Source organism: Thermus composti (assembly GCF_014647535.1).
GTDB lineage: Bacteria > Deinococcota > Deinococci > Deinococcales > Thermaceae > Thermus > Thermus composti.
Map to the genome: position 1 here is coordinate 16,487 of NZ_BMPJ01000007.1, position 23,034 is coordinate 39,520.

At 68.6% G+C, this 23,034-nt stretch carries 19 protein-coding genes; 13 read left to right on the plus strand and 6 right to left on the minus strand.

Annotated features, from left to right (window positions below; genetic code table 11):
• Positions 1 to 8: 8 nt before the first annotated feature.
• Together IEX93_RS03790 and IEX93_RS03795 are read left to right on the plus strand one after the other, a co-directional pair.
• Positions 9 to 1,553 (plus strand): acyl-CoA mutase large subunit family protein, encoded by a 1,545-nt coding sequence (locus IEX93_RS03790; RefSeq protein WP_188846638.1) that lies wholly within the window; start codon positions 9 to 11, stop codon positions 1,551 to 1,553.
• 9 nt (positions 1,554 to 1,562) lie between these two features.
• Entirely contained in the window at positions 1,563 to 1,949 is a 387-nt protein-coding gene (locus IEX93_RS03795) for a nuclear transport factor 2 family protein (protein WP_188846640.1), read from the plus strand.
• A gap of 44 nt (positions 1,950 to 1,993) precedes the next feature.
• On the opposite strand, the gene acs is transcribed toward IEX93_RS03795, so the two are convergent.
• A complete protein-coding gene (gene acs / locus IEX93_RS03800; protein ID WP_188846642.1) occupies positions 1,994 to 3,940 on the minus strand; it encodes an acetate--CoA ligase in 1,947 nt (648 codons plus the stop codon).
• 130 nt (positions 3,941 to 4,070) lie between these two features.
• Here acs and IEX93_RS03805 point away from each other — a divergent pair, with 130 nt between their 5' ends.
• The 10 genes from IEX93_RS03805 to IEX93_RS03850 all read left to right on the plus strand — a co-directional run bounded on the left by IEX93_RS03805 (position 4,071) and on the right by IEX93_RS03850 (position 17,587).
• Positions 4,071 to 6,602, plus strand: coding sequence for an AMP-binding protein (locus tag IEX93_RS03805; RefSeq protein ID WP_188846644.1), 2,532 nt, complete (start codon positions 4,071 to 4,073; stop codon positions 6,600 to 6,602).
• Positions 6,580 to 8,463, plus strand: coding sequence for an acetate--CoA ligase (locus IEX93_RS03810; protein ID WP_188846646.1), 1,884 nt, complete (start codon positions 6,580 to 6,582; stop codon positions 8,461 to 8,463). The genes IEX93_RS03805 and IEX93_RS03810 overlap by 23 nt, the downstream gene beginning before the upstream one ends.
• Before the next feature lie 187 nt (positions 8,464 to 8,650).
• Positions 8,651 to 8,902 carry a DUF4212 domain-containing protein gene (locus tag IEX93_RS03815; RefSeq protein WP_188846648.1) on the plus strand — a complete coding sequence of 84 codons (252 nt, stop codon included), beginning with the start codon at positions 8,651 to 8,653 and terminating at the stop codon, positions 8,900 to 8,902.
• Between the two features lie 9 nt (positions 8,903 to 8,911).
• Positions 8,912 to 10,582, plus strand: coding sequence for a sodium:solute symporter family protein (locus tag IEX93_RS03820; protein ID WP_188846650.1), 1,671 nt, complete (start codon positions 8,912 to 8,914; stop codon positions 10,580 to 10,582).
• A 55-nt stretch (positions 10,583 to 10,637) separates the two neighbouring features.
• Positions 10,638 to 11,009 (plus strand): hypothetical protein, encoded by a 372-nt coding sequence (locus IEX93_RS03825; RefSeq protein WP_188846652.1) that lies wholly within the window; start codon positions 10,638 to 10,640, stop codon positions 11,007 to 11,009.
• Positions 10,963 to 12,711, plus strand: coding sequence for a DUF294 nucleotidyltransferase-like domain-containing protein (locus IEX93_RS03830; protein WP_188846661.1), 1,749 nt, complete (start codon positions 10,963 to 10,965; stop codon positions 12,709 to 12,711). Before IEX93_RS03825 ends, IEX93_RS03830 begins: the two co-directional genes overlap by 47 nt.
• The gene (locus IEX93_RS03835) at positions 12,708 to 12,881 is read left to right on the plus strand and encodes a hypothetical protein (RefSeq protein WP_188846663.1); all 174 of its coding nucleotides are present in this window, start codon (positions 12,708 to 12,710) and stop codon (positions 12,879 to 12,881) included. The genes IEX93_RS03830 and IEX93_RS03835 overlap by 4 nt, the downstream gene beginning before the upstream one ends.
• A complete protein-coding gene (locus IEX93_RS03840) occupies positions 12,878 to 15,418 on the plus strand; it encodes an ATP-binding protein (protein ID WP_188846664.1) in 2,541 nt (846 codons plus the stop codon). Before IEX93_RS03835 ends, IEX93_RS03840 begins: the two co-directional genes overlap by 4 nt.
• Positions 15,342 to 15,701, plus strand: coding sequence for a response regulator transcription factor (locus IEX93_RS03845; RefSeq protein ID WP_188846666.1), 360 nt, complete (start codon positions 15,342 to 15,344; stop codon positions 15,699 to 15,701). The genes IEX93_RS03840 and IEX93_RS03845 overlap by 77 nt, the downstream gene beginning before the upstream one ends.
• The gene (locus tag IEX93_RS03850; protein ID WP_188846668.1) at positions 15,698 to 17,587 is read left to right on the plus strand and encodes a 3'-5' exonuclease; all 1,890 of its coding nucleotides are present in this window, start codon (positions 15,698 to 15,700) and stop codon (positions 17,585 to 17,587) included. Before IEX93_RS03845 ends, IEX93_RS03850 begins: the two co-directional genes overlap by 4 nt.
• On the opposite strand, the gene purD is transcribed toward IEX93_RS03850, so the two are convergent.
• Genes purD through IEX93_RS03875 form a run of 5 tightly spaced genes read right to left on the minus strand, consistent with a single transcriptional unit; the run spans position 17,577 to position 21,922 of the window.
• Positions 17,577 to 18,821: a phosphoribosylamine--glycine ligase gene (gene purD / locus IEX93_RS03855; RefSeq protein WP_188846670.1), complete on the minus strand. Its 1,245-nt coding sequence runs from the start codon at positions 18,819 to 18,821 to the stop codon at positions 17,577 to 17,579. The genes IEX93_RS03850 and purD overlap by 11 nt on opposite strands.
• On the minus strand, positions 18,818 to 19,693 hold the full coding sequence (purN, locus tag IEX93_RS03860) for a phosphoribosylglycinamide formyltransferase (RefSeq protein WP_188846672.1): 876 nt from the start codon (positions 19,691 to 19,693) through the stop codon (positions 18,818 to 18,820). Before purN ends, purD begins: the two co-directional genes overlap by 4 nt.
• The gene (locus IEX93_RS03865) at positions 19,694 to 20,593 is read right to left on the minus strand and encodes an MBL fold metallo-hydrolase (protein ID WP_188846674.1); all 900 of its coding nucleotides are present in this window, start codon (positions 20,591 to 20,593) and stop codon (positions 19,694 to 19,696) included.
• Positions 20,587 to 21,381, minus strand: coding sequence for a fumarylacetoacetate hydrolase family protein (locus tag IEX93_RS03870; RefSeq protein WP_188846676.1), 795 nt, complete (start codon positions 21,379 to 21,381; stop codon positions 20,587 to 20,589). Before IEX93_RS03870 ends, IEX93_RS03865 begins: the two co-directional genes overlap by 7 nt.
• 10 nt (positions 21,382 to 21,391) lie before the next feature.
• Complete coding sequence (locus IEX93_RS03875) at positions 21,392 to 21,922, minus strand: glycerol-3-phosphate acyltransferase (RefSeq protein WP_188846678.1); 531 nt, start codon at positions 21,920 to 21,922, stop codon at positions 21,392 to 21,394.
• A gap of 76 nt (positions 21,923 to 21,998) precedes the next feature.
• Between IEX93_RS03875 and IEX93_RS03880 the strand changes: the two genes are divergently transcribed.
• Entirely contained in the window at positions 21,999 to 23,033 is a 1,035-nt protein-coding gene (locus IEX93_RS03880) for a substrate-binding domain-containing protein (protein WP_188846680.1), read from the plus strand.
• Position 23,034 lies beyond the last annotated feature (1 nt).

Here is a 23,034-nt window from a genome sequence, read left to right on the forward strand (position 1 = left end):
ACTAAGCTATGGAAGGCCTCTTTGAGTCCCTCCCCGAGGGGTACCGGGAGAAGCTCGGCCGCCCCGGGGAGTACCCCTTCACCCGGGGCATCTACCCCCGGATGTACCTGGAAAGGCTTTGGACCATGCGCCAGTACGCGGGCTTCTCCACCGCCGAGGAGTCCAACGCCCGCTACCGCTACCTCCTCTCCCAGGGCCAGACGGGGCTAAGCGTGGCCTTTGACCTCCCCACGCAGCTCGGCCTAGACCCCGACCACCCCATGAGCGTGGGGGAGGTGGGGCGGGTGGGGGTGTCCATCGCCACCCTCGAGGACATGCGAAAGCTCTTTGAAGGCATCCCCCTGGACAAGGTCTCCACCAGCATGACCATCAACGCCCCCGCCATGATGCTCCTCGCCCTTTACCTCCTGGTGGCGGAGGAACAGGGGGTCTCCTGGGACAAGGTCTCGGGCACGGTGCAAAACGACATCCTCAAGGAATACTTCGCCCGGGGCACCTACATCTACCCGCCCGGCCCCTCCATGCGCCTCGTGACGGATATCTTTGAGTTCTGCGCCCAGCACGTGCCCAAGTGGAACACCATCAGCATCTCCGGCTACCACATCCGGGAGGCGGGGGCCACCGCCGCCCAGGAGATCGCCTTCACCCTGGCGGACGCCAAGGCCTACGTGCGGGCTGCCTTGGAGCGGGGCCTGGACGTGGACCGCTTCGCCCCAAGGCTAAGCTTCTTCTTCACCGCCCACGGGGACATCTTTGAGGAAGCCGCCAAGTTCCGGGCAGCGAGGCGCCTTTGGGCAAGGATCATGCGGGAGGAGTTCGGGGCCAAGGACCCGAAAAGTTGGATGCTCCGCTTCCACACCCAGACCGGGGGCTCCACCCTCACCGCCCAGGAGCCCCTCAACAACGTGGTGCGCACCGCCTACCAGGCCCTGGCGGCGGTCCTCGGGGGGACGCAAAGCCTCCACACCAACGCCTACGATGAGGCCTTGGGCCTGCCCACGGAAAAGAGCGCCCTCCTGGCCCTCCGCACCCAGCAGATCCTGGCCTACGAGAGCGGGGTGACCCGGGCCGTAGACCCTTTAGGGGGAAGCTTCTACGTGGAGCACCTCACGGACAAGCTGGAAAAGGAGGCGGAGCGGCTCATCGCCGAGATAGACGCCCTCGGGGGGGCGGTGGCGGCGGTGGAGGCGGGCTACTTCCAGCGGGCCATTGAGGAGTCCGCCTGGCAGTTCCAGAAGGAGGTGGAGGAGGGGAAGCGGGTGATCGTGGGGGTGAACCGCTTCTTTGACCCCAATAGCCCCCTCAACGAGCCCGTCCCCGTGCAGCGGATTGACCCCGAGCTCCACGAAAGGCGCAAGCGGGAGCTCGCCCGGTTCAAGGCGAACCGGGACGGGGAGAGCGTAAGGGTAGGCCTGGAACGGCTAAGGGAGGCGGCCAGGGGCCAGGAAAACCTTTTCCCCCACGTGCTGGAGGCCTTCCGCCGCCGGGCCACCCTGGGGGAGGTCTGCGGGGTCTTGAGGGAGGAATGGGGGGAGTACCAGCCTTCCCGCTAGGAGGGGTTTATGGAGGGCGAAGCCGAGCTTTGGGGGTTTTTGGAGAGGCACCTTAAGAGCATCTACGAGGGCGACTGGGCCACCTACGAGGCCACCACCCACGAGGAGCTTTCCCTTTATGAATGGTTCGTGACCCCCCACCGCTTGGACGGCCTAGACTTCCACCGCTTCATGGTGGAGAAGAACTGGGCCACGAGGGGAAGGCCCTACCGGCTGGACCTCCTGGAAAAGCGCCTCCAGCGGTATGGGGACGTGGCCATCTTCAGCTACACCCTCCTCCTCACCGTGGAAGAGGAGGAGGGCTTACGGCACCAAGCGGTGAACGAAAGCCGGGTGGCGGTGCGCTTCCCCGAGGGCTGGAAGGTGGTCCACGTCCACAAAAGCCCGGCAGGATAAAGCCCCCGTGCCGGACCTAGCCCGGCACGGGGCTAAGGAGCTCCCTAAGCCTCTTCCTTGAGGCGCTCCACCACCGAGCGGTCCTCGAGGGTGGAGGTGTCCCCCTTGATCTCCTTCTCCCCGGCGGCGATCTGCCGCAGGAGGCGGCGCATGATCTTGCCGGAGCGGGTCTTGGGTAGGGCGTCGGTGAAGCGGATCTCGTCAGGGCGGGCGATGGGGCCGATCACCTTGGCCACGTGGGCCTTGAGCTCGTCCTTGAGGGCGTCCGAGGGGACGTGCCCCTCCTTCAGGGTCACGAAGGCCACGATGGCCTCCCCCTTGACGGGGTCTGGCCGGCCCACCACCGCCGCCTCGGCCACCGCCGGGTGGGCCACCAGGGCGGACTCAATCTCCATGGTGCCCAGGCGGTGCCCGGCCACGTTAAGGACATCGTCCACCCGGCCCTGGATCAGGTAGTAGCCGTCCTTATCCCGCCGGGCCCCGTCCCCGGTGAAGTAGACCCCGGGGTGCTGGCTGAAGTACTGCTGGATGAAGCGCTCCGGGTCCCCCCAGACGGTGCGGAGCATGCTGGGCCAGGGACGGGTGATGCAGAGGTGCCCGCCCTCCTCGGGGTTCTCCACGGGCCGGTGCTCGCTGTCCAGGATCTCGGGCTTCACCCCGAAGAAGGGCTTCCCGGCGTGCCCCGGCTTCATGGCGTGGGCCCCGGGGAGGGTGGTGATCATGATGCCCCCCGTCTCCGTCTGCCACCAGGTGTCCACGATGGGGCAGCGCCCCTTGCCGATCACGTGGTAGTACCAGAGCCAGGCCTCGGGGTTGATGGGCTCGCCCACGCTTCCAAGGAGCCTCAAGGTGTCCAGGCGGTGCCGGTTGGGCCAGCCCTCGCCCCACTTCATGAAGCTGCGGATGGCGGTGGGGGCGGTGTAGAGGATGGTGACCCCGTACTTGTCCACGATCTGCCAGAAGCGGTCGGGCTCGGGCCAGTTGGGGGCCCCCTCGTACATCACCGTGGTGGCCCCGTTGAGGAGAGGCCCGTAGACCACGTAGGAGTGGCCGGTGATCCAGCCCACGTCGGCGGTGCACCAGTAAACGTCCTCGTCCTTCAGGTCAAAGACCAGCTTGGTGGTGTAGTAGACGTAGGTCATGTAGCCGCCCGTGGTGTGCAACACCCCCTTGGGCTTCCCCGTGGAGCCGGAGGTGTAGAGGATGAAAAGGGGCTCCTCCGCCTCCATAGGCTCGGCCTCGCACCGATCGGGCACCGAGTCCATGAGCTCGTGCCACCAGTGGTCCCGGCCTGGGGTCCAGGGGACCTCCTCCCCGGTGCGGCGCACCACCACCACGTGCTCCACGCTCTTGGCGTCCTTGAGGGCCTCATCGGCGTTCTGCTTCAGGGGCACGATCCCGCCTCGGCGGAAGCCCCCGTCGGCGGTGATGAGGACCTTGGCCTCGGCGTCCTTGATGCGCTCGGCTAGGGCGTTGGCGGAGAACCCCCCGAAGACCACGGAGTGCACCGCCCCGATCCGGGTGCAGGCCAGCATGGCGATGGCCGCCTCGGGGATCATGGGGAGGTAGATGGTGACCCGGTCGCCCTTCCTCACCCCCAGGCGCTTGAGGACGTTGGCGAACTTCTGTACCTCGCGCCAGAGATCGTAATAGGTGAGGACCCGCTCCTCCCCGGGCTCCCCCTCCCAGACGATAGCCGCCTTGTTGCGGCGCCAGGTCTTCACGTGGCGGTCCAGGGCGTTGTAGGCGAGGTTGGTCTTGCCGCCCACGAACCACTTGGGGTGGGGAAGGTCCCCTTCCAGGACCTTCTGCCAGGGTGCAAACCAGTGGAGCTCCGAGGCCACCCGTCCCCAGAAGCCCTCGGGGTCCTCGAGGCTTTCCCGGTAGAGCCTTTCGTACTCCTCCTCGCTTTGGATGTGGGCCTGCTTCCGGAACTCCTCGCTGGGGTAGAAGACCCGCTCCTCCTTGAGAACGCCTTCAATCCGGTCCATGCTCCCTCCTTTTGTTCCTAGAGAATAGGAGGAGCCGGGGGCGGGGTCAAGAAAAAGGGGGTTTTTCACCATTTGCCAAAGGGGCCCTTTCTTGACAAACACCGCTTACCCAAGGGCATCATAGACCTAAATGGCCCATAAGCGAAGCCTCTCCACCGTCCAGGCGGCCTTGCGCACCCTGGCCTACCTGGCGGAGCACCCGGAGGGGGTGGAGGTGAAGGAGGTGGCCCGGCTTCTTGGGAAAAGCCTCTCCACCGCCTACGCTCTCCTCAACAGCCTGGTGGAGGAAGGCTTCGCCGTCAAGGGAGGACGGGGCTACCGCTTAGGGAGCGCCAAACCCGTGCCCCCGGAGCCTGCCCCTTTGGAAGAAGCCCTGGAGGAGCTTTACCTCCGCACCCGGGAGCGGTGCTACCTGGTCCTCCTCACCCCCGAAGGGGTGCGGCTCAAAACCCGGGGGCGCCAGGGCCAGCCCCACCCCCTAGGGGAGACCTTCCCCCCGGAGTGGCACGCCCTGGCCCTAGGCAAGGTGCTCCTGGCCTTCGGCGCCTTTCCCCTCCCCCCCCTCACCCCCAAGACCCCTTACACCCTCACCGACCCCCTAGCCTTGGAAGAGGAGCTTAAGCGGGTGCGGGCCTCAGGCCTCGCCGTGGAGATGGAGGAGTACGCCCTGGGCATCTCGGGCCTGGCGGTGCCCCTTCTGGACGCCGAGGGGCGGCTCCTTGGGGCCTTGGGCGTGAAGGTTCCCGCCCGCCGCTTCCCCTTCGCCTTCGGCCGCCTGGCCCGGGCCCTTTCCGAGATCGCCCAGATCCCTCCCCACCTCAAGGCCGAAGACCCCCCGCCCCCTCCACCCCCGTCGGAGGCCCGGGTGGAGGTGCGGCCAGTCCTCCCTCCCAAGACCCTGGCCCAAAAGGCCAACCTCCAGGACTACCAGGAGGCCTACGCCGCAAGCCTCAAGGACCCCGAGGCCTTCTGGGGAGGCTTCGCCCGGGAGTTCCTCTGGGAAAAGCCCTGGCGGGCGGTGGCCGACCCCGAAGGAAGGCGCTGGTTCCTGGGAGGCACCACCAACGCCGCCCTGAACGCCCTAGACCGCCACCTTCCCGAGAAGGCCCAGCAGGTGGCCCTCCTCGCCCTAGACGGGGAAGGGCACCTGGAGAAGTGGACCTACAAGGAGCTGTGGGAAGCCTCCCGGAGGCTGGCAGGCCTCTTAAAAGGCCTGGGGGTGCAAAAGGGCGACCGGGTGGCCCTGTACCTGCCCACAGGGGCGGAGGCCGCCTTGGCCCTTCTGGCCCTGGCCCGGCTGGGGGCGGTCCACGTGGCCCTGCCCGTGGGCCTGGGCCCCGAGGCCCTGAGGGAGCGGCTGATCCAGACCGGGGCCAAGCTCCTCATCGCCGCCGACGGCCATTACCGCCGGGGGCGGCTTATCCCCCTTCGGCCCGTGGTGGAGGCGGCCCTAAAGGGCCTGGGGATCCCCGTCTTGTGGCACACCCGGGGCACCACGGAGTTCTTGGAGCGGGCCCTGGAGGGGAAGGCCCTCGAGGCGGAACCCCTCCCCGCCCACCACCCCCTTTTTCTCCTCCACACCTCGGGCTCCACGGGAAGGCCCAAGGGGGTGGTCCACGGCCACGGGGGGTACATGGTGGGGGTGGCCTGGGCCCTGCGCTACCTCTTTGACCTGAAGCCGGGGGAGGTCTTCCACACCACCGCCGACCTCTTCTGGGTGGTGGGGCACTCCTTCGGCCTCTACGCTCCCCTCTTCCTAGGGGGGACGAGCCTCCTGGTGGAGGACACCCCCGACCACCCAAGCCCCGCCGCCTTCTACGAGCGGCTCGCCCGCCTGGGGGTGGATGTCCTCCTCACCTCCCCCACGGTGCTCCGCGCCCTAAGGCGGCACGGGGAGACAAGGCCCACGGCCCTTAGGCTGGTGGGGAGCGTGGGGGAGGCCTTAGCCCCCGAGGTGTGGCGCTGGGCCCGGGAGCGCCTGGCCTGGCCCCTGGACAACTGGTGGCAGACGGAGCTGGGGGCCCCGGCCCTGGCCACCCCCCTCACCCTGCCCGCCAAGCCGGGCTTCGTGGGGGTGCCCCTACCCGGGGTGGAGGCCCGGGTGGTGGACCCAAGGGGCCAGATCCTCCCCCCGGGAGAAAAGGGCCACCTGGTCCTGGTGCGGGCGGGCCCGGCCCAGATGGTGGACCTCCTGGGGGGAAAGGACCCCTGGCAAGGGGGCCTCTACTGGACCGGGGACCTGGCGGTGATGGACGAAGAAGGGTACTTCCGCATCCTGGGCCGCACCGATGAGGTGATCAAGGTGGGGGAGGCCCGCCTCGGCACCGCCGAGGTGGAGGCCGCCGCCCTCACCCACCCCCAGGTGGCGGAGGCCGCCGCCATCGGAATCCCCGGGGAGGAGGGGGAGGAGATCGCCGTCTTCGTGGTGCCCAGAAAGGAGGTGCCCGAGGAGCTCAAACCCCTCCTGGCGGAGAAGCTCAAAGGGCATCTTTTGCGGTACCTGGGGCCGGTGCGTCCGCCCAAGATCTTTTTCGCAGAAAGCCTCCCCCGCACCCGCAGCGGCAAGATCTTAAGGCGGCTCCTAAAGGCCCGGCTTTTGGGCCTAGACCCGGGGGATACCTCGGGCATGGAGGTGGAGGATGTCCCTGGAGAAACTGCTTAAGACAGAGGAGAGGCTTTGGGCACCGGAAAGCCTTCGGCAGCAGGCCAACCTGCGGGACTTCGCCGCGGAGTACCGAAGGAGCCTGGAAGACCCCGAGGGCTTCTGGGGGACGTGGGCCCGGCGCTTCTACTGGGAGAAACCTTTCGCGAAGGTCTACGAGTGGAACCTCCCCGAGCACCGCTGGTTCCTGGGCGGCACCACCAACGCCGTCTACAACGCCCTGGAGCGCAACGTGGAAAGGGGGTTGCGCCACAAGGTGGCCCTCCTCTACCTCTCCGAGGACGGCCAGGAGCAGAAGCTCACCTACGGGGAACTCCTGGACCGCGTCCGCCGCCTGGCCACGGGCCTAAAGGCCTTGGGCGTGGGCAAGGGGGACCGGGTGGTGATCTACATGCCCCTCACCCTGGAAGGGGTCCTCGCCATGCTGGCCACCGCCTACCTGGGGGCCATCCACAGCGTGGTCTACGCCGGGCTTGGGGTCTCTGCCCTCCGGGAGCGCATCCTGGACGCCCAGGCCAAGCTCCTCATCGCCGGGGACGTGGGCTTTCGGCGGGGCAAGGGGGTGGACCTGCGGAGCATCGCGGAGGAGGCCCTCCGGGACCTTCCCTTAAAGGTGGTCTGGTTCCAGAGGGCCTACAAGGCGGAGCTTCCCGAGGGGCACTACGATTTTGAGGAGCTCCTCTGGAGCCACCCCCCTGAGGCCCGGGCGGAGATGGTGGAGGCCGAGCACCCCCTCTTCATCCTCTACACCTCGGGCTCCACCGGGAAGCCCAAGGGGGTGGTCCACGTCCACGGAGGGTACATGGTGGGGACCACCTACCACCTCCGCACCTTCTTTGACGCCAAGGACGAGGACCTCTTCTGGGCCACCAGCGACATCGGCTGGATCGTGGGCCACTCCTACATCGTCTACGCCCCCCTTCTGGAGGGGATCACCTCCGTCCTCCGGGAAGGCGCCCCCGACCACCCCGACCCCGGGGCCTTCTGGCAGGTGGTGGAGCGGTACCGGGTGAACGTCATGTTCACCGCCCCCACCGCGGTGCGCATGTTCATGAAGTACGGGCCCGAGTGGCCGAAGAAGCACGATCTCTCCTCCTTGCGCCTCATCGCCGTGGCCGGGGAGCCCCTAAACCCCGAGGCCCTAAGGTGGGCCTACCAGCACCTGGCGGACGGGGGGAGGCGGGGCTTCGTGGCCGACAACTGGTGGCAGACGGAGCTGGGAGGACCCACCCTGGGCACGCCTTTGGTGCTTCCCGCCAAGCCTGGCTTCGCCGGGGTGGCCCTCCCTGGGGTGGAGGCGGAGGTGGTGGACGAGGAGGGCAGGCCCGTTCCCCCAGGACAGGGCGGCCTCCTCGTCCTCAAGCGGCCCTTCCCCCACATGATGCGCACCGTCTGGGGGAACCGTGAGCGCTACCTCCAGTACTGGCGGGAGGTCCCGGGAGGCGTCTACGCCGCCGGGGACGTGGCGAGCCAGGACGAGGAGGGCTACTTCAGCGTTTTGGGCCGGGCGGACGACGTCTTGAACGTGGCGGGGCACCGCATCGGCACCGCCGACGTGGAAAGCGCCCTGGTCTCCCACCCCGCCGTGGCCGAGGCGGCGGTGATCGGCATTCCCGACCCCCTCAAGGGGGAGGCCATCAAGGCCTTCGTGGTGCTGAGGGCCGGGCACGCCCCCTCGGAGGAGCTAAAAGAAAGCCTGATCCAGCACGTGCGCCGGGAGCTGGGCCCCATTGCCACGCCCCAGGAGGTGGTCTTTCTAGATAAGCTTCCGAAGACCCGCTCGGGCAAGATCTTGAGGCGGCTTCTCAAGGCCAAAGAGCTGGGCCTGGACCCAGGGGATTTGTCCACCCTCGAGGAGTAACCTCCTTCCCCTCCTCCCCCACCCAAGGGCGGGGATTTTCCTTTGGGAAACACCGCCTTTTGCGCATGATCGCAAACCCAGGGTTTCTTGACATACCCCTCATGCTTCCCTAAGATTGCCCCTAACCGCCAGGGAAAAGGCCTATAGGAGGCGTCCCAAAGCGCTTTCCTTGGCGGGGGAGGGAGTTATGGAACGGCTAGAGGAGTACTGGCAGAAGAACCTATCCCTGATCCGCAACCTGCTGGTGGTATGGGCCGTGGTGGCCTACCTTCTAGGCATCATCCTGGCCCCGGCCCTAAACGGCATCCGGCTCTTTGGCGGGCCCCCTTTAGGGTTCTGGATCGCCCAGCAGGGGAGCATCTGGGTCTTCATCGTGCTGATCTTCATCTACGCGGCGCGGATGCAGGCCTTGGACCGGGAGTACGGCGTTGAAGACTAGGAGGGAACCATGAGCGTTGAGGCTTGGACCTGGGCCATCGTCATCCTAAGCTTCGCCCTCTACCTGGGCATCGGCTACTGGGCCCGGGTGCGGGAAACCGCCGGGTTTTACGTGGCCGGGCGTGGGGTCCCCCCCGTGGCCAACGGGGCCGCCACCGCCGCCGACTGGATGTCGGGGGCGAGCTACATCTCCATGGCGGGCCTCATCAGCTTCCTGGGCTTTGACGGGGCGGTCTACCTCATGGGCTGGACGGGGGGGTATGTGCTCCTCGCCCTCCTCCTCGCCCCCTACCTCCGGAAGTACGGGAAGTACACGGTGCCCGAGTTCATCGGGGACCGGTACTACTCCAACCTGGCGCGGGTGGTGGCGGTGATCGCCGCCATCTTCGTCTCCTTCGTCTACGCCGTGCCCCAGATCCGGGGTGTGGGCATCGTGCTCTCCCGCTACCTGGGGGTGGACGTGGCCACGGGGATCTGGGCGGCGGTCTTGGTCACCGCCTTCATCGCCGTGCTGGGGGGCATGAAGGGGATCACCTGGACCCAGGTGGTCCAGTACGTGGTGCTCATCACCGCCTACCTCATCATGGGGATCGCCCTCGCCAACCTCCTCACCGGCAACCCCATCCCCCAGCTCGCCTTCACCTTCAGCGACTTCGCCGTGCGGCTGAGCCAGCTCCAGGTGGAGCTTGGCTACAAGGAGTACGTGGCCCCCTTCCAGAACCTTTCCGCCCTCAACGTCTTCCTCATCACCCTGACCCTGATGGTGGGGACGGCGGGCCTGCCCCACGTGATCATCCGCTTCTACACGGTGCCCAAGGCCTCCGACGCCCGCTGGAGCGCGGGCTGGGCCCTGCTCTTCATCGGCCTCCTCTACACCACCGCCCCCGCCGTGGCCGTCTTCTCCAAGTACAACCTCCTCAACACCCTGGTCAACAAGCCCCTGGAGGAGGTGCGCCAGATTGACTGGGTGCAGAAGTGGGAACAGACGGGCCTCCTGAAATTCCAGGACAAGAACGGCGACGGGATCCTGCAGATGAGCGGGAACCCCGAGGTCAACGAGGTCACCATAGACCAGGACATCATCGTCCTCTCCACCCCCGAGGTGGCCAAGCTGGCCCCCTTCATCGTGGGCCTGGTGGCCGCGGGAGGCCTGGCGGCGGCCCTTTCCACGGCGGCGGGGCTTCTCATCGTCATCGCCAGCGCCATCAGCCACGACCTCTACACCCGGCTCATCAACCCGGGGGCCTCCGAGGCCACCAAGCTCCTCATCGCCCGGGTGGTCATCTTCCTGGTGGTGGTCCTGGCGGCGCCTTTTGGCATCAACCCGCCCGCCTTCATCGCCCAGTTGGTGGCCTTCGCCTTCGGCCTCGCCGCCAGCACCTTCTTCCCCTCCATCCTCCTGGGCATCTTTGACCGGCGGATGAACATGCAAGGGGCGGTGGCCGGGATGCTGGTGGGCCTCGTCTTCACCGCCACCTACATCATCGGCACCAAGTACCTGGGCTGGCCCAACTTCATCTTCGGGATCACCGCCGAGGGCATCGGGGCCATCGGCATGCTCCTCAACTTCCTGGTGGCCTACCTGGTCTCCCGGGCCACTCCCCCTCCCCCTGCGGAGGTCCAAAAACTGGTGGACGAAATCCGCGTGCCCAAGGGAAGCGGGGCGGCCCTGGAGCACTAAGCCCTGGGGAAAGGTCCCATCCCGGCTTCCCGGGATGGGGCCCTAAACTGAAGCCATGCTCCTCCTTTACCTTAGGTTTTACCTGGGAAGCCTCTCCGCCCTCTTTGCCTTCTACCTCCTCGGCCACTACCTTTTGGGCTTCCCCTTCCCCACCCCCACCACCCTCCTCCACCTGGCCCTGGGGGCGGGGGTGGGGGTGGGGCTTGGGGCCCTTTACCACCGCCTCTGGCCCCTGCCCCCACCCGGGCTTGGCCGGGTGGTGCGGCTTTTCGTCCTCCTCCCTCCCGCCTTCATGTTGGGCATCGGCCTCCTCGTCCTCTTCCAGGCCCAGGTAGCCCTCCCCTTCCTGGTGCCCCTCCTCGCCTGGCTCACCCCGGACTATGGACCCCAAAGAAGTGCCCCCCCTGAACACCCTCCCCGAGGCTGAACGGGAAGCCCTCTTGGGGGAGGCGAAAGAGGAGCGCCACCCCCCGGGCACCCGCTTCCTGGAGCAGGGGGGGGAACCCGCCCGGGCCCTCCACCTGGTCCTGGAGGGGGAGGTGGCCCTCCTGGACGGGGAACAGGAGGTGGGGGTCTTGGGCCCCGGGGAGTTCTTCGGGTACCCTTCCCTCCTTTCCGGGGAGCCCCCCGCCTTCAGCGTGGTGGCCAAGACGCCGGTAAGGATCCTCCGCTTTCCCGAGGAGGCCTTCCGAAAGCTTTTGGCCTACCCCGAGGCGGCCCGGTTCTTCGGCCAAGGCCTGGCGGAGCGGGTGAGGCTTAGGGCCTTGCCCGACCTCTCCCTTTTCGCCCCGGTGGGAAGGCTCATCCGGCGCGAACCTCTTTTCATCCCCCCTTCCGCCAGCGCGGCGGAAGCGGCCCGGAGGATGCGGGAGGCGGGGGTCTCCAGCCTCCTGGTGGCCTCGGAGCCCCCGGGCATCCTCACCGACCGGGACCTGAGGAACCGGGTCCTGGCGGAGAACCGCCCCCCCTCCACCCCGGTGGCGGAGGTGATGACCGCCCCCCTCTTCACCCTTCCCGCCAGCACCCCCCTTTACGAGGCGGTGGCGGCCATGGTGGAACGGGGCATCCACCACCTGCCCCTCACGGAAGGGGAAAGGATCGTGGGGGTGGTGACCCACACCGACCTCCTCCTCCACCAGGCGCAAAGCCCCCTTCTTCTCCTAAGGCGCATAGAACGGCTGGAGCTTTCCCGGTATAGCCTCGAGGTGGCCCGTCTGGTGGAAGGCCTCTTCCAAAGGGGCCTTGGGGGGCTGGAGATCGGCAGGGTGGTGGCCTCCTTGAACGACGCCCTAATCCGCCGCCTGGTGAAGGAGGCGGAGGCCGCCTTGGGAAAGCCCCCTGCGCCCTACGCCTTCATGGTCTTCGGCTCGGAAGGGCGGAAGGAGCAGGCCCTCCTCACCGACCAGGACAACGCCCTGGTCCTGGAGAAGGAAGGAGAGGAGGGCTACTTCCAAGCCCTGGCGGAGCGGGTGGTGGGGGGGCTTTTGGAAGCGGGCATTCCCGCGTGCAAGGGGGGGTACATGGCCACCCGCTGGCGCAAGAGCCTCCCCGAGTGGGTGGCCACCTTCCGCAGGTGGATGGAGGCCCCCGAGCCCAAGGCCCTCCTGGAGACCCAGATCTTCTTTGACCTGAGGGGCGTGGCGGGGGCCCTCTCCCTAAGGCCCCTGGAGGAGACCTTCCTGGAAGGAAGCCGGAAGGGGGTGTTCCTCTACCACCTGGCCCAGGCGGCCCTGGCCTTCCGGCCCCCCTTGGGCCTCTTCGGCCGGGTGCGCACGGAGGAAGGCTTCGTGGACCTCAAGCGCTCGGCCCTAGCCCCCATCGTGGCCCTGGCCCGGCTTTACGCCCTCCAGGTGGGTAGCCTCGCCAAGGGAACGGTGGAAAGGCTTAGGGCGGCGGCGGAAGGAGGGGCTTTGAGCCGGGAAGGGGCCGAGGGCCTCGAGGCCGCCTTCCGCTTCTTCTTCGCCCTCCGCCTCCGCCACCAGCTCCAGGCCCTGGAGGAGGGCCGCCCCGTGGAAAACCGCGTCCTCTGGGCCGCCCTCTCCCCTAGGGAAAGGAAGGAGGCCCTGGAGGGGTTTAGGCTCCTCCAGGAGATCCAGGAGAGCACGGCCGTCCGGTTCTCCCTGCGATGAAGGCCCGCGCCTTTTCCCTCTTCCTCCTTGGGTTTGGCCTCTTCACCCTTCCCTTGGACCTGTTCCCAAAGGAGCCCGTGGCCTGGGGGTTTCCCCCCCTTTACCTCTACCTCTACGGGGCCTGGGGGCTGGTGATCCTCCTGGCCCACCGCCTGGGGCGAAGGCCATGAACCCTTGGGCACTCTTCCTGGGACTCCTCCTCTACCTAGGCCTCCTCTTCCTGGTGGCCCTTTTCGGGGAGGGCCGGGGGAAGGCCCTGGCCCATAGCCCCTGGACCTACGCCCTCTCCCTGGCCGTCTACGCCACCGCCTGGACCTTTTTGGGAAGCGTGGGCCGGGCGGCCACCGAGGGGGCCACCTTCCTGCCCATCTACCTGGGCCCCACCCTGGTCCTCCTCCTTTGGCCCTGGCTCCACGGCCGGATCCTCGCCTTAGCCCGGACCCACCGCCTCACCTCCTGGGCCGACTACCTCTTCCTGCGCTACGGGCCAGGCCCCCTAGCCCCCCTGGCCGTGGGGTTTTTGGTGGTGGGCCTCCTCCCCTACCTGGCCCTGCAGCTCAAGGCCATCGCCCAAAGCTTCCTCTACCTAAGCGAAAAGAAGGAGCCCCTGGCGGATGTGGCCCTCTTCACCGCCCTCCTTTTGGGCTTCTTCGCCATCCTCTTCGGCACCCGGCGCCTGGACCCCTCGGAGAGGCACCCGGGGCTGGTGCTGGCGGTGGCCTTTGAGTCCTCGGTGAAGCTCCTGGCCCTTCTCCTGGTGGGAGGGTACGCCCTTTCCCGGCTGGGGAATCCTTTCCTCGAGGCCCCAAGCCGCCCGGAACTCCACCCCCTCCTCCTCCCCCCGGAGGGGCTTACCGGCCACGTGGCCTGGGTGAGCCTGGTGGCCCTCTCGGGCCTGGCCTTCCTCCTCCTGCCCCGGCAGTTCCACGTGAGCGTGGTGGAGAACCAAGACCCCCGCCACCTCCCCCACGCCGCCTGGGCCTTTCCCCTCTACCTCCTCCTCATCACCCTGCCCACGGTGCCCCTGGCCCTTTGGGGCCGGATCCTCCTCCCCGGGGAGAACCCCGACCTCTACGTCCTGGGCCTTCCCCTAGCCCTGGGAAGCCCCGGGCTCGCCTTCTTGGCCTTTTTGGGCGGGGTCTCGGCGGCCACGGCCATGGTGGTGGTGGAAGGGCTCGCCCTTTCCATCCTGATCTCCAACCACCTCCTCTCCCCCCTCCTCCTCCGCTTTCAGGCCCTAGGAAGCCTCCTCCTCTGGCGGCGGGTGGCCATCCTGGGGGTGATGCTCCTCGCCTACCTCTACTTCCGCCTGGCGGGAGAGGCCTACGCCCTGGTGGGGATGGGCCTCATCTCCTTCGTGGCCGTGGCCCAGCTGGCCCCGGCGGTCCTTCTGGGCCTTTTCTGGAAGGGGACCACCCGGGAAGGGGCCCTGGCGGGGCTTCTGGGGGGGGCCCTGGTCTGGCTCTACACCCTCTTCCTCCCGGCCCTGGCCCGCTCCGGGGTCCTGCCCGAGGGCTTCCTCCAGGGTCCCCACCCCCTCCTAAGGCCCGAGGGGCTTCTGGGGGTGGAGGGCCTGGACCCCGTGACCCACGGCTTTCTGGCGAGCCTTGGGGTCAACCTGGCCCTGACCCTAGGGGTTTCCCTCTTCCTAAACCCGGCGCCCCAGGCCCCCCACCGGCTCGGGGAGAAGGAAGCCCTGGCCGAGGTCTTGGGCCGGGCCCTGGGGGAGGAGGCCCAAAGGACCTTCCTGGAAAGGGCCAAGGACCTTCCCCCCCAGGAGGCCACCCTCCTGGCCGAGGGCCTCCTCTCGGCGGCGGTGGGGCCCGCCACCGCCTGCCTCCTCCTCCACGCCGCCACCCGGGAGCCCCCGCCGGAGGCCCTCCTCGAGGCGGCGGCCCGGGAGAGCCGGGAGGTCCGGGCCTACGCCGAGGCCCTGGAACGGGCCCGGCGGGAGCTCGCCGAGGCCTACGAGCGCCTCAAGGCCCTGGACCAGGCCAAGGACGAGATGCTGGCCGCCCTGGCCCACGAGTTCAAGATCCCCCTCACGGCGGTCCGGGCCTTGGCGGAGATCCTCCGGGACAACCCCGGGCTTTCCCCCGAGGAGCGGGAGCGCTTCGCGGCTCTTTTGGCCAAGGAGGCTCAGAGGCTCGCCCGCCTGGTGGAGGAGGTCCTGGCCTTCGCCGCCCTCGAGGCCCAAGCCCCCTTAAGGGAGGCGGTGAACCTGAAGGCCCTGGCCCAGGAGGCCCTGGACCTGGTCCGGCCCCTGGCCGAGGCCCGGGAGATTAGACTGGAAGCGCACCTGGAAGAGGTGTGGGCCCGAACCCACGGCGACCGCCTCAAACAGGTCCTCCTCAACCTGCTGCAAAACGCCCTTCGCCACGCCCGCACCCGGGTGCGCCTCACCCTCACCCCCGCGGGCAAAGAGGCCCTCTTCCGGGTGGAAGACGACGGTCCCGGGGTCCCCGATGCCCTCCGCCCCCTGATCTTTGAGCCCTTCCGGAGCCTTTCGGGCGGCACCGGGCTTGGGCTCTACCTGGCGCGGCGGATCCTCGAGGCCCTAGGCGGGCGCATCTTCCTGGAAGAAGGCCCAGGCGGCCGCTTCGCCTTTACCCTGCCCTTGGAGGTGGACGATGCGGATCCTGGTGGTGGACGACGAGGAAAGCATCCTGGTTCCCCTGGAGTTCCTCCTGAGGAAGGAGGGGCATGAGGTGGCCCTGGCCCAGACAGGGGAAGAGGCCCTGGAGGCGGCCCAGGAGCAACCCTTTGACCTGGTGGTCCTGGACCTGATGCTCCCGGGGATAGATGGTTTTGCCGTCCTGGAAAAGCTCAAAGCCCTTCCCCGCCCCCCCAAGGTCCTGGTCCTCACCGCAAGGGGCCGGGAAGCGGACCGGGCCAAGGCGGAGGCCTTGGGGGCCGAGGCCTTCGTGGCCAAGCCCTTCGGCACCCGGGAGCTCCTCGAGGAGATCCGGGCCCTCCTGGGGAAAGGATGAGGGAGGCCTTTCGCTTCGCCGGGGCCCTCCTCCTGGGGGCCCTGCTGGTGGGGGGCACCTGGGCCCTGGGGCTTTTCCTCCTCCTCCAAGGGGAACGGGAACTGGCCCAAGCCCTCCTCCGGCTCGCCCAGGAAAAGCTCCCCCTCCTCCTTTTCGTGGGGGCGCTCTTCCTTTTGGTCCTCGCCGCCCTCCTCCATCCCCTCTTCCTGGGCTACCTGGCGGCCACCCGGGCCTTGGGGCAGGAGGCCCAGGTCCTCCTTAGCCACCCCCGCCACCGCCTGAGGCCCCGTGGGCCCTTAGAGCTCCAGTCCCTGGCGGAACTCATCAACCGCTTAGCGGAGGAGAAGGAGGCCTTGGAAAAGGAGGTGGAGGCCCGCATCGCCCAGGCCAAGGCCCTCCTGGAGGAGGAAAGGCGGAAGCTTTCCGCCCTCATCGGCCACCTGCCCCAAGGGGTGGTGCTGGCCAACCCCAAAGGCCAGGTTCTCCTCTACAACCCTCCGGCGCGGCGGCTTTTGGGGGAGGGCCTGGGGGCGGGGAAAAGCCTCTTTGGCCTTTTGGACCGGGGGCTTCTGGCCCACGCCCTGGGGCTTCCCGGGGAGCGCTTCCTGACCCAAGGCCCTAAAGGCCCCCTGGCCCTCCGGGTGGTGCCCTTGGAAGGGGAGGGGGGGTTTGTGGTCCTCCTGGAGGAGGCCCAAGAGGGGGGCAAGGCCAAGGAGGCCCTCTACTTCCGCCTAAAGGACAAGCTCTCGGGCCTGAAGGCCTTGGTGGAGACCCTGGAAAGGGAGGTCCCGGAACCCTTAAAGCCCCTGGCAAAGACCGCCCAGACCACCGCCAAGGAGCTTGCCGACCTCGTCCAAACCCTGGCCCCCGAACCCAGGGCGGCGGAGGTGGTGGCGGAGGACCTCCTTTCCCTCCTGGCCGGGGCCTTGGAGCGGGAGGCCGGGGTCTCCCCCGGGTTCGCCCTGGAAGAGGAGGCCCGGGGGCTTCTCGTCCGGGCGGACACCTACGCCCTGGCCCGGGGCCTGGCCGCCCTCCTTTCCGAGACGGAGGAGGCCTTCTTCCGGGCCGAGGCGGAAGGAGGGCTCTTCCGCCTGGTTGTGGAGCTGCCCGGACCCGCGCCCTCCCCGCCCAAGGACCTGGTCCAGGCGGTGGAAAGCGCCTCGGGGAGCCTCTGGGTGGAGGGAAGGCGGCTTCTTCTCCTCCTCCCCGCCAGGAAGGCCGCCCGGCTCCGGGCCCCCCAGGCCCCCCCGCCCAGGGCGGAGATGGTGGACCCCGCCCTCCTCCAGGTCCCCGAGGCCCTGGAGGAAGCCCCCCTGGAAGGGCTCCTCTACACCGCCTTTGACCTGGAAACCACGGGCCTAGACCCGGCCAAGGACGCCATCATCGCCTTAGGAGCGGTCCACCTCCTGGGGGGGAAGGTCTTGCACCACGAGACCTTTGAGGCCCTGGTGGACCCCGGCCGCCCCATCCCCAAGGCCGCCACGGAGGTCCACGGCCTCACCTGGGAGATGCTCAAGGGAAAGCCCCGCCTGGAAGAAATCCTCCCCGCCTTCCGGGCCTTCCTGGCGGACACCGTGCCCCTGGCCCACAACGGGGCCTTTGACCTCGCCTTCTTGCGAAGGGCGGGCCTCGAGGCCGCCCCCTTGGTGGACACCCTCCTCCTCGCCCACCTCCTCTTCCCCGACCTCAAGGACCACCGCCTGGAGACCCTGGCGGAGCGCTTCGGCGTGCCCATCCTGGGGCGGCACACCGCCTTAGGGGACGCCCTCATGACCGCCGAGGTCTTCGCCCGGATGCTCCCCCTCCTCCGGCAAAAGGGGTACCGCACCCTGGGGGAGGTGCTCAAGGCCTGCCAAGAACTCCCCCTGGCCCGGCTTAGCTACTGAGGGCCTTCCTGCCGATGTCCTTCCGGTAGACCGCCCCGGGGAAGCCCACCTGCGGGATGAAGGCGTAGGCCCGCTCCAGGGCCTCCTTCAGGTCCTTCCCCAGGCCCACCACGTTGAGGACCCTGCCCCCGGCGCTCACCAGGTGCCCCCCTTCCCGCCGGGTCCCCGCGTGGAAGACCAGAACCCCTTCCGGGGGCTCGGGGATGTGGAGGGGGATCCCCTTTTTGGGGCTTTCGGGGTAGCCGGGGGCGGCCAGGACCACGCAGGCCGAAGCCCCCTCCTTCCAGGAAAGCTCCGTCCCCGCAAGCCTTCCCTCGGCCACCCTTAGGGCCAGGTCCACCAGGTCGTTTTCCAGAAGGGGAAGGATGGCCTGGGCCTCGGGGTCGCCGAAGCGGGCGTTGAACTCCAGGACCTTGGGGCCTTCCCGGGTAAGCATGAGCCCGGCGTAGACCACCCCCCGGTAGACCACCCCTTCCGCCCTTAGGCCCCGGACCAGGGGCTTTAGGATCTCCTCCTCCACCCGCCTTAGGGTGGCCGCGTCCATGGGGTAGGGGGCGATGGCCCCCATCCCCCCGGTCATGGGGCCCTGGTCCCCGTCCAGAAGGCGCTTGTGGTCCTGGGAGGGGAGGAGGGGGAGGATGGTCTCCCCATCGGTGAGGGCGAGGACCGTGGCCTCCTCCCCTTCCAGGTACTCCTCTATGACCACCTCCCCCCCCTCGGCCCGGTTCAGGATGTTGGCCACCGCCTGCTTGGCCTGGTGCAGGTCAAAGGCCACCGTCACCCCCTTGCCGGCGGCGAGCCCCGAGTCCTTGACCACCACGGGCACCCCCACCTCCTCCAGGTACTCCAGGGCCAGAAGGGGGTCCTGGAAGGCCCGGTAGCGGGCCGTGGGGATGCCGTGGCGCTCCATGAGGCCCTTGGCGAAGGCCTTGGAGCCCTCAATCATGGCCGCCCTCTGGGTGGGACCGAAGATCCTTAGCCCCCTTTCCAAGAAGGCGTCGGCGATCCCCTCCACCAGGGGGGCTTCCGGCCCCACCAGGGTGAGGTCAATCCCCTCGGCCAGGGCCCAGTCCGCCAGGGCCTCCACGTCCCCGTTCCAGGGGACGAGCTCCGCCAGGGCCGCCATGCCGGCGTTGCCGGGGGCGGCGTAGAGCCTTTCCACCAGGGGGCTTTGCGCCGCCTTCCAGAGGAGGGCGTGCTCCCGCCCCCCGCTCCCCACCACCAAGACCTTCATAAGGGGGATTCTACCCGGGTCCAAAGCCCCAAGGCCGCCTCCCGCACCCCCTCGGGCAAGGTGGAAAGCTCCTCCCTTAGGGCCGGGTGGGGGCAGGCGAGGAGGTGGGCGAGGAGTAAGGCCCCCCGCACCCAGGGGTCCTGGGGCTCGGAAAAGGCCTTGGGCCAGAGGGCCTCCTTGCCCCAAAGGGCCAGGGCGCTTAGGGCCCGGGCGTAGAGGGGCCTTTCCCGGGGGGGGAGGGCCCTTAGGGGTTCCGCCAGGGGCCCGAAGGCCTCGGGGGGGCGGGCGAGGCCCAGGAGGAGAAGGCGGACCGCCTTGGGGTAGAGGCGGTGCTCCAGGCGGAGGACCCGGGCCTCGAGGGCCTCCGGGGTGTCCCCGGGGAGGACGGGCACCCGCCCCTGGAGGAGGATAGGCCCCGTGTCCATCCCCTGGTCCACGAAGTGGACGGTGGAGCCTGTCTCCTTCTCCCCCGCCGCCAGGACCCTCTGGTGGACGTTTAGCCCCGGGTAGTCGGGGAGGAGGGAGGGGTGGATGTTGAGGAGGCGGCCGTACCAGGCCTCCACAAAGGAGGGGGAGAGGAGGCGCATGAACCCCGCCAGGAGGACGGCGTCCACCCCTCGGGCCCGAAGGAGGCCCAAGGCCTCCCCCTCAAAGGCCTTCCGCCCCCGCCAGGGGAGGGCGAAAGCCTCCACGCCCCGCCGCCTGGCCCGCTCCAGGGCCAGGGCCTCGGGGTTGTCGGAGAGGACCAGGACCACCTCCCCCAAGGGGTTTCCCGGGGGGAAGGCCTGGAGGAGGGCCTCCAGGTTCGTCCCCCGCCCCGAGGCCAGGACCGCCAGGCGGGCCCTCCGGCCCAAGGGAAAAGGCCAGGCCATCTAGCCCTCCAGCGCCTCGGGGTGGTGCTTCTGCCAGTAGCGGACAAGGCCCTGGAGGTTCATGTAGGGAGGGTCGGCAAGCTCGTAAAGGCGCAAGACCTCCTCCCCCACCCCCGCCCTAAGGAGGCCTTCCCGCCAGTAGGCTTCAAACCGCCGGGTCATCTCCTCGAGGGAAAGGCCCTCCTTGAGGCGGCTTAGGGTCCAGCCCGCCCAGGCCTCGAGGGCCTCCCGCAAGGCCCTTAGGTGGTCCTCCACGTCCCCGAAGGCCCCGAAGTGGGTGAGGTAGAGGGCCTCCGGGGCCAAGGCGCGGATCCGGTCCAAGGAGAGGTACCAGCTTTCCAGGTGGATGTCGGGCGGGGGCGTGGGGGGCAGGACGGGCCCCGGGGCGATGCGCACCCCGGCGACGTCCCCGGTGAAGAGGAGGCCCTCCACCCGGTAGGCGTGGTGGTGGATGGCGTGGCCCAGGGTCTCCACCGCCTGGACCCGCACCCCCCCCACCGTCACCGTCTCCCCGTCCGCCAGGGCCCGGACCCGCTCCTGGGGGATCCCCTTAAGCTCTCCCCAGAGGGGCTTGAGGAGGTTCCCGTAGATGCGCTCCGCCGAGGCCAAAAGCCTCGAGGGGTCCACCAGGTGGGGCGCCCCCTTGGGGTGGACGTAGACCGTGGCCCCAAGCTCGGCGAAGCGCCAGGCGGCCCCCGCGTGGTCCAGGTGGATGTGGGTGACGAAGACGTGGCGCACCTCCTCGGGGGCCACCCCCTCTTCCCCCAAGGCCTCCACCAGGCGGGGGTAGCAGCTTTCCGGCCCCGTCTCAATGAGGATGGGCCCCGCCTCCGTCTTGAGGAGGAAGCTGGCGATGACCCGGGGGGCCCCCTGGAAGCGGAGGTCCAAAACCTTTACCACGGCCTCTCCTCCTTGGGGCCGATGCGGGTGTGGAGGGTGCCGATGCCCTCCACCGCCACCTCAATCCGGTCCCCGGGCTTCAAGGCCCCCACCCCTTCCGGGGTTCCGGTGAGGACCACGTCCAAAGGCTCGAGGGTCATGAAGGTGGAGATATAGGAGAGGATCTCCGCCACGCTGAAGATCATCTGGGAGGTGTGCCCCTCCTGGCGGAGCTCCCCGTTCACGTAGGTGCGCACCCAGGTGTCCTGGGGGTTCAGGTCCGTCTCCAGCCAGGGGCCCAGGGGCAGGAACTTGTCGGCGCTCTTGGCCCGGGTCCACTGCAGGTCCTTCTTCTGGACGTCCCGGGCGGTGATGTCCACGGCCACGGTGTAGCCCAGGACGTGGTCCAAGGCCTTCTCGGGGGGAACGTTCCGCATCCGGTCGCCGATGACCACGGCCAGCTCCCCCTCGTAGTGGAGCTCCTGGGTGAAGAAGGGGTAGGGCACCGCATCCCCCGTGTTCCAAGGGTCCATGGGGTTGCCCGGGTGGGCCAAGGCGTTGGGGGCCTTCAGGAAAAGCCCGGGCTCCTGGGGCAGGTCTTGGCCGAAGTCGTGCCCCATCTCCCGGATGTGCTCCCGGTAGTTCCGCCCCACGCAGACGATCTTGCTGGGCACGGCGGGGGCCAAAAGGCGCACCGAGGCGAGATCGTAGCGCCTCCCCGTGGGGTTGCCCCCGGGGCCGTCCGTCTCCAGGACCACCTCTCCCTCCAAAACGCCCCAGCTTCCCTGGTTAAACCGCAGGATCTTCATGCCCTAAAGGCTACCACCTTCCCCTTAGAATTTGCAGGCCCCGCAAGGCCACCACCCCCGCCACCCCCAAGGCCCCAAGCTGCCCCTCCGGAGGGGCGGCGAGGAGGAGGTAGAGGTAGCCGAAGACCGCCCCGAAGGGAATGGGGTAGATCCCCCCCCGCCTCCGCCACCAAAGGAGGTGGTATAGCCCCGCCACCAAGAGGGCCAGGGCGCTTGCCAGAAGGGTTTCCCTAGGGAGCCACACCAGGAAAAACCCTAGGGAAGGGGCGATGCCCCCACCCCCCCGGAAGCGAAAAAAAAGGGGCCAGCAGTGCCCCGCCACCACCGCCACCCCCGCCCAAGGCCGCAAGGCCCAGGGGGTGAGCCAGGCGGCAAGGGCCCCCTTCCCCACGTCCCAAAGGACCACCGCCAAGGCGGCCCAGGGCCCCTTGCGGCGGAAGACCCCGGAGCCCCCGGGGAGGTCTTTCTTCTGAACCTCGGGGAAAAAGAGAAGTCCTCCCACCAAGGAGCCCAGGAGGTAGGCCAGGACCAGGTAGGCCACGCCCCCATTCTTGCAGAAAACCCCCCGGGTGGCGTATCCTGAGAATGGAAGTTTCCATGAAGCGCTTCCACAAGCCATGAAGAGGAAGAAACCCACCATCCACGAGGTCGCCGCCCGGGCCGGGGTGGGCCTGGGCACGGTGAGCCGGGTCCTGAACAACCACCCGGCGGTGCGCCCCGAGACCCGGGTCCGGGTGCTCCGGGCCATTGAGGAGCTGGGCTACACCCCCAACCCCCACGCCCGCCGGATCGCCGGGGGGCGGAGCTACACGGTGAGCGTCCTCCTCCCCTTCGTGGCCACGGAGTTCTACCGAAGGCTCATTGAAGGGGTGGAGGGGGTGCTTTTGGAAAAGCGCTACGACCTAGCCCTCTTCCCCATCCTCTCCCAGGCGCGGCTTAAGCGCTACCTGGAAAGCACCACCTTAGCCTACCTCACCGACGGGCTCATCCTCGCCTCCTACGACCTCACGGAGCACTTTGAGGGGGGGCGCCTCCCCACCGACCGGCCCGTGGTCCTGGTGGACGCCAAAAGCCCCCGCTACGACTCCGTCTACCTGGACAACCACCTGGGAGGGCGGCTTGCCGGGGAGTACCTGGCCCGCTTCCCGGGGGCCATCTTCGCCATCAAGGTGGAGGAGGAGCCCGACAAGGCCTTCCGCCACACGGTCTTCAGCGAAAGGATGGCGGGCTTCCTCGAGGCCCTGGCGGCCCAGGGGCGCCCCTTCCCCAAGGAGCACCTTTTCGTCACCCGGCTTTCCCCGGAGGGAGGAAGACTTGCCCTGCGGTACTTCCTGGAGAAGGCCTCGCCCCCCTTGAACGTCTTCGCCGGGGCGGACCAGGTGGCCTTAGGGGTCTTGGAGGAGGCGGAGCGCCTGGGCCTCACCCCGGGGAAGGAGGTGCGGGTTTTAGGATTTGACGGCCACCCTTTCGCCGAGGAGGTGGGGCTTTCCACCATCGCCCAGCCCGTGGAGGCCATGGGGGCCCGGGCGGCCCAGCTCCTTTTGGAGCGGATGGAGGGGTACAAGGGCCCGCCCCGGGAGGTGCGCTTTGAGCCCCTCCTCATAGAACGCGCCTCCACGGCGACCCCCCCCTCCGCCCCCTACGTGCCCTAGA